The following is a 10,635-nucleotide window of genomic DNA, read 5'->3' on the forward strand; positions in this document are numbered from 1 at the left end:
CCTCATGCGCTGGCTCATTTCTGCCATTCTGCCTCTTCTCGTCGCCGGCTGCGCTTCCACCGTGCACGATCCCTTTCTGGAAACCGGCGCCATCCATCCGGACGCGCCGCCGATCTCCACCGAGGTCTCGCCGGATTTTGCCGTGGCCTACCTGCCCTTGGTGTCGGGCCGGATCCAGAGCGTGCGCCAGACGGCGCGCAGCGGCTTCTTCGAGCAGGCAATCGTCTATTCCAACGCCACGGCTTCGGCCGGCGAGAACGTGCTGACGGTGCGGGTCGGCCAACCCTCCGAGGGCATGGCTTTCCTGCGTGCACCGACACGCCGCGCCATTGTCGCAGAGATGCGGCAGGCGCTGCCCGGCGTCGCCATGCGGATCAGCGACGTGCCGGGGCAGAACGGGCAGGGCGTCTATGGTTACGCAACCGGCCCGCTCGGCACGTCCGGCAGCTGCCTTTATGCCTGGCAGTTCGCCAAGCGCGTTTCGGCCGAGCGCGTCGGTGCTTACGCCGCGCAGGTGCGCCTGCGCTTCTGCCATCCGACGATGTCGCAGGAGCGCATCGCCGCCGTCATGGGTGGGCTTCGCATGAAGCCGGTGACGCGCAACACGTTCGACATGCTGCAATATGCCGGCGGCAGCGGCTATTCGCAGAGCCAGCCCGTGCTCGTTCGTGCGGAACCGGTCGTCGTGGTCGACGACAGCGCCGAGATTGCGCCGCGCCGCACACCGAAGCGTCGCGCGGCGGTGGAGGAGAAGCCGGCGGAAGAGCGGGTAGTCATCCGCAATGCCGTGCGCGTTCCCCTGCCGGGTGAGGAGAAGGTGAAGGTTGCCGTTTCCGAGGAGCCTGTCCAGAAGCCCAAGACAAGGGCGAAGAGCGCGCTGGTGCCGATGCCGGGAACCGTCGCACTCAACGCGGAGTGATCGTTATAGGAAGATGGCGTGCTCCTGCCGCACGAGTTCCTGCACGAACTCGGCGACGGTGCGCACGCGGGTAAGGTCACGGGCGCTTTCGTGCCATGTCGTCCAGTAGGCGCGGCGGATCGTGTTGGCCGGCAGCAGCCGCACGAGTTCCGGATATTGCCGGGCGATATAGTCATGCAGGATGCCGACGCCGGCGCCGGAGCGCACGGCTTCCGTCTGGCCGGTGGCGCTGGAGATTTCGAAGCTCGCATCCCAGCTGCGCATGATCTCGCCGGTGAAGTTCAGCGAGGCCGTGAAGATCAGGTCTTCCACATAGCCGACGCGCCGGTGGCTCTTCAGGTCCTCGACGGTCTCGGGCGTGCCGTTCTGGGCGAGATAGTCGCGTGAGGCATAGAGGCCGAGCGTATAATCCGTCAGCTTCGACGAGACGAGCCGGCCCTGTTCCGGCCGCTCCAGTGTGATGGCGATATCGGCCTCGCGCTGCGAAAGCGAGAAGGAGCGGGGCACCGGCACGAGCTGGATCTTCAATTCGGGATGCCGCGCCGTCAGCCGTCCGAGACGCGGCGCGAGGAAGGAGACGCCGAAACCGTCGGGCGCGCCGACCCGCACGGTGCCGGCAACGGCAGTGTCGATCCGGCCGATGCTCGCCTGCATCGCCAGCATCTCCGTTTCCATCCGCTCGGCCGCCCGCAGAAAGGCCTCGCCCTCGGCGGTGAGGTCGCAGCCATTGGTGCGGCGGATCAGCAGGCGGGTCTTCAGCGCCTCCTCCAGTGCGCTGACGCGGCGGCTGAGCGTCGCGTGGTTGACGCCGAGACGGCGGGAGGCGGCGAGGATCTGGCCGGTGCGGGCAACCGCGAGAAACAAGCGTGCGTCATCCCAGTTCATGTCGCCTCCGACTTTAATTTTTGCACAACGGTTCCTTATCTGAGGCGATTGTGTTGTGCAAATTGAAGTGCGATCATCCCTTCATAACCACGGAGGACTCCCCATGTACCAGATCGGCCACTTCATCCACGGCAAGCAGGTGCCCGGCACCAGCGGCCGCACCGCCAATGTTTACAACCCGGCAACCGGTGAAGTACAGGCGCAGGTCGCGCTTGCCAATGACGCCGATCTGCAAGCCGCCATCGACAGCGCGCTTTCCGCGCAGCCGAAGTGGGCCGCCACCAACCCGCAGCGTCGCGCCCGCGTCTTCATGAAGTTCGTCGAACTCCTGAACACGCATATGGACGAGCTGGCCGTGCTGGTTTCCAAGGAACACGGCAAGACGGTCGAGGACTCGAAGGGCGACGTCATTCGCGGCCTCGAAGTCTGCGAATTCGTCATCGGCATCCCGCATCTCTCCAAGAGCGAATTCACCGAAGGCGCAGGCCCCGGCATCGACATGTATTCGATCCGCCAGCCGGTCGGCATCGGCGCGGGCATCACGCCGTTCAACTTCCCGGGCATGATCCCGATGTGGATGTTCGCGCCCGCCATCGCCTGCGGCAACGCCTTCATCCTGAAGCCCTCCGAGCGCGATCCGTCCCTGCCGATCCGCCTTGCCGAACTGATGATCGAAGCCGGCCTGCCGGCCGGCATCCTCAACGTCGTCAACGGCGACAAGGGTGCGGTCGACGGCATCCTGGCGCATCCGGATATCGCCGCCGTTTCCTTCGTCGGCTCCACGCCGATCGCCCGCTACGTCTATGGAACCGCTGCCGCCAACGGCAAGCGTGCCCAGTGCTTCGGCGGCGCCAAGAACCACATGATCATCATGCCCGATGCCGACCTCGACCAGGCCGCCAACGCCCTGATGGGCGCCGGCTACGGCTCGGCCGGTGAGCGCTGCATGGCGATCTCGGTTGCCGTTCCGGTCGGTGAGGAAACCGCAAACCGCCTCATCGAGAAGCTCACCCCGATGATCGAGGGCCTCCGCATCGGTCCCTATACGGACGACAAGGCCGACATGGGTCCCGTCGTCACCAAGGAAGCCCAGGCGCGCATCCTCGGTCTCATCGACAAGGGCGTCGAGGAAGGCGCCAACCTCGTCGTCGATGGCCGCGGCTTCACGATGCAGGGTTACGAAAATGGCTACTTTGTCGGCGGCTGCCTGTTCGACAACGTCACGCCGGACATGGAAATCTACAAGACTGAAATCTTCGGCCCGGTCCTGTCCGTCGTTCGCGCCAAGAACTACGAGGAAGCCCTCGACCTGCCGATGAAGCACGAATACGGCAACGGCGTCGCGATCTACACCCGTGACGGCGATGCGGCCCGCGACTTCGCCAGCCGCATCAATATCGGCATGGTCGGCATCAACGTTCCGATCCCGGTTCCGCTCGCCTACCACTCGTTCGGCGGCTGGAAGTCCTCGTCCTTCGGCGACCTCAACCAGCACGGTACGGATTCCATCAAGTTCTGGACCCGCACCAAGACCGTGACGAGCCGCTGGCCGTCCGGCATCAAGGGCGGTGCGGAATTCTCCATCCCGACGATGAAGTAATCATCCCTTCGGATCGATCATCGAAAGGGCTCCCGCAGGGGAGCCCTTTTTTTGTGCTTTGCGAAGAATAGGCCGCAAGCGCGGCCCGTTAACCCCTCGTGTTTTTATATTTTTGAAGGGGGCAACCATGTCTTTGGCAGGATCGCCGCAACCCGCAGGGCAGGCGGGCGGCTTTCATCGCATCACGTTTACCGGCAAGGCGTCGGAATATTTCGGCATCTGGATCGTCAACGTTCTCCTGACGATCCTCACGCTCGGCATCTATTCCGCCTGGGCGAAAGTCCGGCGCAACCGCTATTTCTTCGGCAATACCGTGCTGCTCGGCCGGTCCTTCGAGTATCACGCCAAGGGCCTGCAGATCCTCGTCGGACGCCTCATCGTTCTCGGCGCCTTCGTCGTGCTGAACGTTATGGCGGCCATCGTGCCGATCCTCGTTCTCCTGCCGACCCTCGTCGTGTTGATCGCACTGCCTTGGCTGGTCGCCAAGGGGCTGCGCTTCAGCGCGCGTGTCACCAGCTATCGCAATGTGCGCTTCGATTTCGTCGGCGGTGCGGGCGGTGCCTTCAAGGCCTTCATCCTCGGCGGCCTTCTGGCCGTCATCACGCTCGGTATCCTGACCCCGCTCGCCAGCCGGTGGGTCTCCTGTTATATCGGCTCGAACCTGCGCTATGGCGGCAAGGCCTTCGAGACGGATCCGAAGCTCGGCGCCATCTACAAGTCTTGGCTCCTGTCGTTCCTGATCGCCATTGTCGGGCTTGGCATCATCGCCCTTCTGGTCGTCGCCAACATCTCGCTCATCCTGCCGATGATCGAGACGCCCGGCTCGCTGACGCCCGAACAGCAGATCCCGCTCGTGATCAGCGCGGTCATCGGCTACGTCGTGCTTTTCGCGACGATGGGCATTGCCGGCCTGTTCTACCGGGCGGGCGTGCGCAACATCGCCTGGTCGGCCACGACCTTCGACGGAAAACACCAGCTGATGAGCGACCTGTCGCGCACCCGCTACACCTGGATCGCCATCAGCAACGTCATCGTCACGCTTCTCACCCTGGGTCTGATGCGGCCCTGGGCGGCGGTGCGCATGGCGCGCTATACCTTCGAGCACACCGGCGTTACCTTCACCGGCGATGTCGGCGAGCTGTTCAGCGCGCTGGAGGCGCAGGGGTCGGCCGTCGGGGCCGAGTTCATGGACTTTGAAGGCTTCGACTTTGGCTTCTGAGACTGAGACCATAACCGGCGGGGCCATCGCCAAGGGCGACTGGCACCCCGCCGGCTCCAGCCGCTCGGTCGAGGCCCGCCTCGTCGAACGGGCCGGGGAAATCGCCGCGCTGCCGGCCGATGGCGAAAAGCCGCTCGCCGGTGCGGGTCTCTCCTGGGTCGAGATTTCCGGCCGCGTCGGCTCCATCCCGCGCCGGGTGATCTTTCCGGATGGCTCGGTCTTCGAGAGCTGGGACAATGACGGCATCGACCGCTTTCTCGCCGCACGCGGCAAGGGCGGGGCCGGGCTGGTGCACTGGCTGGAGCAGTTTCGCCTGCGCCTCATCGTCATCGTGCTCGCCGCCTTTGCGCTTGGCAGCATCGTTTACCGCTGGGGTGTGCCTGCGCTTGTCGAGGTCGCCATCCTCACCACGCCGCCCATCGTCCCGCAGCTGATGTCGCAGGGCACCTTGCAGGCGCTCGACAAGACCACCTTCTCGCCGACGAAACTCTCCGCGGAAAAGCGCGACGAGATCGCCGACGGTTTTGCGCGCATCGCCGCCCAGTCGCCGCGGGGGGCAGGCGCCTACAATCTCAATTTCCGCGACGGCGGCTTCATCGGGCCGAATGCCTTTGCGCTGCCGGACGGTACGCTCGTCGTCACCGACCAGCTCGTCGAAATGGCCGGCAAGGACAGCGAGATGATCGTCGGCGTGCTCGCGCATGAAATCGGCCATGTCGAACTCGAACACAGCCTTCGTCAGCTCTATCGCGCCGCCGGCATGACGGGCCTCATCATGCTGATTGCCGGCGACGTCGGCTCCAGCGTCGAGGACGTGCTGGTTCAGGGCGGCGGTCTCCTGGCGCTGTCCTATTCGCGCGACGCCGAGAGCGCCGCCGACCGGCGTTCGGTCGAGCTGATGGCGAAAGCCGGCTACGACCCCACCGCCATCGCCCGTTTCTTCACGCTGTTGGAAGAGAAGCTCGGCGACAAGTCGGATACCAACCTGCTCTCCACCCATCCCGGCACGCCGCAACGCAAGAAGGAGATTATCGACTACGCCCGGATCATCTCCGGCCAGTCGGATCCGGATTTGCAGTAGGAGAGACGGTCGCGGTTATCTGCCCGCTGCCGTTTCCTCCTCTCCGACGTCATCCTCGGCCTCGAGCCGAGGATCCACCGCCACACTCGGAGCATGGATGGTCGGGTCAAGCCCGACCATGACGGAGGAGAAGTCCTGATGCCATAGCATTGGGCGTGAAATGAAAAACGGCGGCCCGAGAGCCGCCGTTTCCGTGTTCGCCTTGGGAGGCTTGTTCGTTACTGCGACGGACCGTCATTGTAGCCGACCTTGTCGACGAGCTCGGAGGCCTTCTTGCGGTTGGCCGCGATGTCGACGAGAGGCAGCGTGTCGGCCTTCAGCGTGCCGAAGGATTTGACGACGTCGGAGGGTTCAGCACCCGGCAGGACCGGATATTCATAGACCTGCTGGGCATAGATCTGCTGCGCGGTGCCGGCCGACAGGAATTCCATCAGCTTCAGCGCATTGTCCTTGTTCGGGGCGTTCTTGGCCATGGCCATGCCCGAGACGTTGACATGCGAGCCGCGGTCGTTGGCATTGGGGAAGAGCACCTTGATGGCGGCGGCCCATTCCTTCTGTTCCGGCTCCTTCTCGTTGGTCAGCATGAGGCCGACATAATAGGAGTTGCCGAGCGCCAGGTCGCATTCGCCGGCGAGGATCGCCTTGGCCTGGTCACGGTCGCCACCGTCGGGCTTGCGGGCGAGGTTGTTCTTCAGGCCCGTCAGCCACGTCTCGGCTTCGGCCTCGCCGTGATGGGCGATCATCGAGGCGAAGAGGCCGATATTGTAGGAGTGCTGCCCGTCACGGGTGCAGATCTTGCCCTTCCACTTCGGGTCGGCGAGCTCCTCATAGGTGATCTCGTTCTGCGCGACGCGGTCCTTGGAGGCATAGACGACGCGCGAACGCGTGGTCAGGCCGAACCAGTTGCCGTCGGGATCGCGGTACTGCGCGGGGATGTCCTTGTTGATGACGTCGCTTGCCACCGGCTGCGTTACGCCGCCGTCCTTGGCTTCGGTCAGGCGCGAGATATCGACCGTCAGGATGACATCGGCCGGCGAATTGGCGCCTTCGGCCTGGATGCGCTCCACGAGGCCTTTGTCGAGGAAGAGCACATTCGTGGTGATGCCGGTTTCCTTGGTGAATTCGTCGAGCAGCGGCTTGATCAGGTCCGGCTGACGGTAGGAATAGATGTTGACTTCACCGTCTGCGAAAGCGGGGGCGGCGAAGGCCAGACCGGCGGTCGAGATGGCAAGGGCGGCGAGGGAAGTCTTGAGCAGGTGCATCGGGTCCTCCTGGGGCATTTATTCTTTACTGCTAAAGTCGTCTTTAGCGGCTTGCCCCTTCCAGTCAACCGCGCTGCGGTGCGCATAACATGAATGTGATTTTCCGCTTTTTGGAATTGTTCTAAATGGCGATCTATCCTATATGTGGTGGAACCTGAGAAACCGGATTCGGAGTTCCCGATGCGTCTGACGAAACAAACCAACTATGCGGTGCGCATGTTGATGTACTGCGCGGCGAATAGTGGAAAGCTCAGCCGCATCCCGGAGATCGCCCGGGCCTATGGCGTCTCGGAGCTGTTCCTGTTCAAAATCCTTCAGCCGCTGACCCGCGCCGGCATCATCGAGACGGTACGCGGCCGCAATGGCGGCGTGCGCCTGCCCAAGCCCGCAAGCGAGATCACGCTGTTCGACGTGGTGCGCGTGACGGAGGATTCCTTCGCCATGGCCGAATGTTTCGAGGCCGGTGAAGTCGAATGCCCGCTGGTCGACAGCTGTGGGCTCAATTCCGCGCTGCGCAAGGCGCTCAACGCGTTCTTCGAAGTGCTTCAGCAATATACGATCGATGATCTCGTCAAGGCGCGCCCGCAGATCGGCCTGCTGCTCGGTCTCGAAACCGCGCCGCTGGCACAGCAGCCGGCGGCCTGACTGCCGGCGCTTTGGCCGGCGTCAAATACCGGCGCCGGCGTCCCGCTTCACATATTCCTGCAGAATGAACTCGATGGCCGTTGGGTCGAGTTCGGCCTTGTCGATGCGGAAATCGACGCCGTAGTCGTCGATCTTCTGGAAATAGGCATCGCTGATCGACGAGGAGATGACGCCGACAGGGCCGATATAACCGTTGCGCCGCAGTTCGGGCACGGTCTCGCGAAAATCCGCCTGCGGCTGCAACCGATTGTCCATCAGGATCATGTCCAGCGGCGCACCGGCGGCGCGAATGAAGCCCAGTGCTGCCTCTACCGTCTCCACATAATGCAACGTGATCGCATAACTCGTAACCTTGCGCATCAGAGCGCGGAGGATGACGTTTTCCGCGGGATCGTCATCGACGAGCAGGATATGCACGGGTGCTGTCATGGCGGTAGGTGAACCTGATTGCATTAAGCTTGTGGCCTGGACCGGCGGCTACTCTCATCCAGCCCGGGAGTATTAACAAGTCCCTAACTCTACTATCCCTAGGTCAGGATCCGGTTTTGTAACGCTACTGTATGATCTGTTCGCGGATTGCCTTTGCCACCATCTGCGTGCGGTTGACCACATCGAGCTTTTTCAGGATCGTCGCCGTGTGTGAGTTCACCGTATGCTCGGAGACTGACACGATGAGGGCGATCTCGCTTGCGGTCTTGCCGTAGGAAATCCAGCGGAGGATTTCCGTCTCGCGCGGGGTCAGGCCCATTCCGGCCTTGTTGGCGAGAACCTGGCGGTGGAAGTAGTCGAAGGCGCAATTGGCCTCGTAGCAGATCTCGTAGTGTTCGCGGCGGTCGATATCGTCGCCGTCGCCGAGGAAAAGCACGGCATAGCGTGTGCCGTTCACCGAATGCACGGGAATGGATAGGGCCATGTCGAAGCCGATCTGATCGAGGAAATCGGAACCATTGCGCGCGCCGTTCTCGAAATGATCGGTGCTGCGCCAGACGGTCGAGATCGTCGATTTGTAGAAGCTCTTGAAGAGTGTGGAGTCGTTGAGGCGGTACCGCTTGTCATAGGTCTCCGCCAGCCCCGCCGGCAGATCATGCAGCATCAGGCGCGTGGCGAGCTGGCTCGTCTCGTGCTCGTTGATGAGCTGCAACACCCCGAAATGCTCGAAGCCGTAGCGCAGCGCCATGGTGTGGAAGATGCGAAAGAAATCGACGCGATTGAGAGCCTTCTCAAGATCGCCTTCGAAATCGTACCGCCTGTAATGTCTGTTCAACACGGGCACGTGGCCTCCACCCCCAGAATCCACAGATGGAATCTAGCGCCACAATCTCTGGCGGCAAAGGGTTTTGCGGGACAATTTCGCGGGGGGAGATCGTTTTTTTTGCGGGTAGTATGGTCAAGCGATTGGAAACAAAGGCTGAAAATGAAAGCGAGGCTGCCCTTTTCTTTTTCGCTTTGCCCCGCCGCCACGGAGGAAAGCAGAAAAGGACAGCCCCTCTTGCCTCGTTGTCGCGTTATGACACGCGGCCTGCGCCGCCGCTATCAGGGGTGGTGGGGATTGACCGGGAGGCGCGGACTGATTCGCGGCGCTTTTAAAGCGGTTTCGAATGCTGTGGAGAATAAAGTTCCGCCGTTTTTTCCGATTGGACAAATTTGTTTGCGGACTTATTGCAATCCTGCGGCAAATGTCGTTCCATCCGCGCAAGCCGGGGCTGGAAATGCACCCGAGCTCGCAAACAAGAGAACAAAAAAGCAAACCTGGGAAGCTCAACTATGAAAAAGCTGACTACTCTCCTCGCAGCGACGGCGCTTGCCTCGATGATGGCATCTGCCGCCTGGTCGAAGACACTGGTCTATTGCTCGGAAGCCTCGCCGGAAGGCTTCGATCCTGGCCTCTACACGGGCGGCCAGACCTTCGACGCCACGTCGCGTACCGCTTACAACCGCCTCGTCGAATTCAAGCATGGCGGTACGGAACTGGAACCGGGCCTCGCCGAGAGCTGGGATGTTTCGGCTGACGGCAAAGAATACACTTTCCACCTCCGCAAGGGCGTGAAGTTCCAGACGACGGACTATTTCACCCCGACCCGCGAACTGAACGCCGACGACGTCATCTTCTCGTTCGAGCGTCAGTACAAGGCCGACAATGCCTGGAACAAGTATGTCGCCGGCGCCTCCTGGGAATATTTCGCCGGCATGGGCTTCCCGGATCTGATCGACAAGATCGAGAAGGTCGACGACCTCACGGTCAAGTTCGTGCTGAAGCGTCCGGAAGCGCCGTTCATCGCCAACCTCGGCATGGACTTCGCCTCGATCCTTTCCAAGGAATATGCCGACAAGCTCGCGGCTGACGGCAAGATGGAACTCTTGAACCAGCAGCCGCTCGGAACGGGTCCGTTCACCTTCGTTGCCTACCAGACGGACGCCGCGATCCGCTACAAGGCCAACCCGGACTACTGGAACGGCAAGCAGCCGATCGACGACCTCGTTTTCGCCATCACCACGGACGCTGCCGTGCGCGCGCAGAAGCTTAAGGCCGGCGAGTGCCACATCATGGCCTACCCGAACGCTGCCGACGTCGCCGAGCTGAAGAAGGACGAGAACCTCCAGGTTCTCGAGCAGGAAGGCCTCAACGTCGCCTATCTCGCCTATAACACGCTGGTTCCGCCGTTCGACAAGGTCGAGGTCCGCAAGGCTCTCAACATGGCCGTCAACAAGCAGGCCATCGTCGACGCCGTCTTCCAGGGCGCGGCAACGGTTGCCAAGAACCCGATCCCGCCGACCATGTGGTCGTACAACAATGCCGTCGAAGACGACAAGTACGATCCGGACGCGGCCAAGAAGATGCTTGAAGACGCCGGCGTCAAGGATCTCAAGATGAAGATCTGGGCTATGCCGGTTGCCCGTCCGTACATGCTGAACGCTCGTCGCGCAGCTGAACTGATGCAGGCCGACCTTGCCAAGATCGGCGTCACCGCCGAGATCGTATCCTACGAATGGGCCGAATACCTGAAGCTCTCGTCTGCCAAGGAC

The 10,635-nt window shown here is 62.4% G+C and carries 10 protein-coding genes; 6 read left to right on the forward strand and 4 right to left on the reverse strand.

Going from position 1 to position 10,635, the window contains the following annotated elements:
* Positions 1–4 precede the first annotated feature (4 nt).
* On the forward strand, positions 5–919 hold the full coding sequence (gene bcsN / locus ACOZK4_RS24845; protein ID WP_421594354.1) for a cellulose biosynthesis protein BcsN: 915 nt from the start codon (positions 5–7) through the stop codon (positions 917–919).
* A 3-nt stretch (positions 920–922) separates the two neighbouring features.
* Here bcsN and ACOZK4_RS24850 read toward each other — a convergent pair whose 3' ends face one another.
* Complete coding sequence (locus ACOZK4_RS24850) at positions 923–1,804, reverse strand: LysR family transcriptional regulator (RefSeq protein WP_421594355.1); 882 nt, start codon at positions 1,802–1,804, stop codon at positions 923–925.
* 103 nt (positions 1,805–1,907) lie between these two features.
* Here ACOZK4_RS24850 and ACOZK4_RS24855 point away from each other — a divergent pair, with 103 nt between their 5' ends.
* From ACOZK4_RS24855 to ACOZK4_RS24865, 3 genes are all read left to right on the forward strand, one after another.
* On the forward strand, positions 1,908–3,404 hold the full coding sequence (locus ACOZK4_RS24855) for a CoA-acylating methylmalonate-semialdehyde dehydrogenase (RefSeq protein ID WP_313531185.1): 1,497 nt from the start codon (positions 1,908–1,910) through the stop codon (positions 3,402–3,404).
* Positions 3,405–3,531: 127 nt separating this feature from the next.
* Positions 3,532–4,623, forward strand: a complete 1,092-nt coding sequence (locus ACOZK4_RS24860) for a YjgN family protein (RefSeq protein ID WP_421594356.1) — start codon at positions 3,532–3,534, stop codon at positions 4,621–4,623.
* On the forward strand, positions 4,613–5,704 hold the full coding sequence (locus ACOZK4_RS24865) for a M48 family metallopeptidase (protein ID WP_421594357.1): 1,092 nt from the start codon (positions 4,613–4,615) through the stop codon (positions 5,702–5,704). Before ACOZK4_RS24860 ends, ACOZK4_RS24865 begins: the two co-directional genes overlap by 11 nt.
* A gap of 218 nt (positions 5,705–5,922) precedes the next feature.
* On the opposite strand, the gene ACOZK4_RS24870 is transcribed toward ACOZK4_RS24865, so the two are convergent.
* Positions 5,923–6,966, reverse strand: coding sequence for a Fe(3+) ABC transporter substrate-binding protein (locus ACOZK4_RS24870; protein WP_421594358.1), 1,044 nt, complete (start codon positions 6,964–6,966; stop codon positions 5,923–5,925).
* 180 nt (positions 6,967–7,146) lie between these two features.
* Between ACOZK4_RS24870 and rirA the strand changes: the two genes are divergently transcribed.
* Positions 7,147–7,611, forward strand: coding sequence for an iron-responsive transcriptional regulator RirA (gene rirA / locus ACOZK4_RS24875; RefSeq protein WP_313531178.1), 465 nt, complete (start codon positions 7,147–7,149; stop codon positions 7,609–7,611).
* 21 nt (positions 7,612–7,632) lie between these two features.
* Here the strand turns inward: rirA and ACOZK4_RS24880 are convergent, their stop codons facing one another.
* Both ACOZK4_RS24880 and ACOZK4_RS24885 read right to left on the reverse strand, forming a co-directional pair.
* Positions 7,633–8,040: a response regulator gene (locus tag ACOZK4_RS24880; RefSeq protein WP_313531176.1), complete on the reverse strand. Its 408-nt coding sequence runs from the start codon at positions 8,038–8,040 to the stop codon at positions 7,633–7,635.
* Between the two features lie 124 nt (positions 8,041–8,164).
* Positions 8,165–8,878 (reverse strand): helix-turn-helix transcriptional regulator, encoded by a 714-nt coding sequence (locus ACOZK4_RS24885; protein ID WP_313531174.1) that lies wholly within the window; start codon positions 8,876–8,878, stop codon positions 8,165–8,167.
* A gap of 497 nt (positions 8,879–9,375) precedes the next feature.
* Between ACOZK4_RS24885 and ACOZK4_RS24890 the strand changes: the two genes are divergently transcribed.
* Positions 9,376–10,635: ABC transporter substrate-binding protein (locus ACOZK4_RS24890; RefSeq protein WP_421594359.1), on the forward strand; the 1,260-nt coding region annotated here is incomplete at its 3' end.

This window comes from Shinella sp. M27, assembly GCF_049199905.1.
In the GTDB taxonomy this organism is placed as follows: Bacteria; Pseudomonadota; Alphaproteobacteria; order Rhizobiales; family Rhizobiaceae; genus Shinella.

Bases quoted from the DNA above. Each gene is read 5' to 3' on its own strand.
- bcsN (WP_421594354.1), top strand. From the start codon at position 5: ATGCGCTGGCTCATTTCTGCCATTCTGCCTCTTCTCGTCGCCGGCTGC.
- ACOZK4_RS24870 (WP_421594358.1), bottom strand. From the start codon at position 6,966: ATGCACCTGCTCAAGACTTCCCTCGCCGCCCTTGCCATCTCGACCGCC.
- ACOZK4_RS24880 (WP_313531176.1), bottom strand. From the start codon at position 8,040: ATGACAGCACCCGTGCATATCCTGCTCGTCGATGACGATCCCGCGGAA.
- ACOZK4_RS24860 (WP_421594356.1), top strand. From the start codon at position 3,532: ATGTCTTTGGCAGGATCGCCGCAACCCGCAGGGCAGGCGGGCGGCTTT.
- ACOZK4_RS24850 (WP_421594355.1), bottom strand. From the start codon at position 1,804: ATGAACTGGGATGACGCACGCTTGTTTCTCGCGGTTGCCCGCACCGGC.
- rirA (WP_313531178.1), top strand. From the start codon at position 7,147: ATGCGTCTGACGAAACAAACCAACTATGCGGTGCGCATGTTGATGTAC.
- ACOZK4_RS24855 (WP_313531185.1), top strand. From the start codon at position 1,908: ATGTACCAGATCGGCCACTTCATCCACGGCAAGCAGGTGCCCGGCACC.